1 protein-coding gene is annotated in these 245 nt (G+C 46.9%); it reads right to left on the bottom strand.

The genetic code is table 11. The annotated features are described in order from the left end of the window. Window positions 1-245, bottom strand: a 245-nt coding sequence (locus SB775_RS32685; protein WP_410865451.1) for an ABC transporter substrate-binding protein, incomplete at both ends; no start/stop codon positions are given.

The following is a 245-nucleotide window of genomic DNA, read 5'->3' as shown; positions in this document are numbered from 1 at the left end:
CATGTTTTGGAGCCTCATCGCCCATTTCCGCTTGCAGTTTTTCTTTGAAGTCGACGACTCGCTCGTCCCAATCCTCTATTACTTGTGTGGCTTCAGCCTCTTTATGTAATGCTTGCCCCATCATATCGACCGTTTCCTTGAAAACGAACACGGTTTCATGAGCAATCGTCGGTGCGATAGCCGATAGCTGTTCGTATACTTCTTCGTGGCGGACTTTAGATGCGATGATTAGGTCTGGTTTTAAC

The sequence above is a fragment of the Peribacillus sp. SIMBA_075 genome, assembly GCF_046534585.1.
Note: the sequence above shows the minus strand (reverse complement) of the source record. Positions and strands in the feature narration are given on the sequence as shown.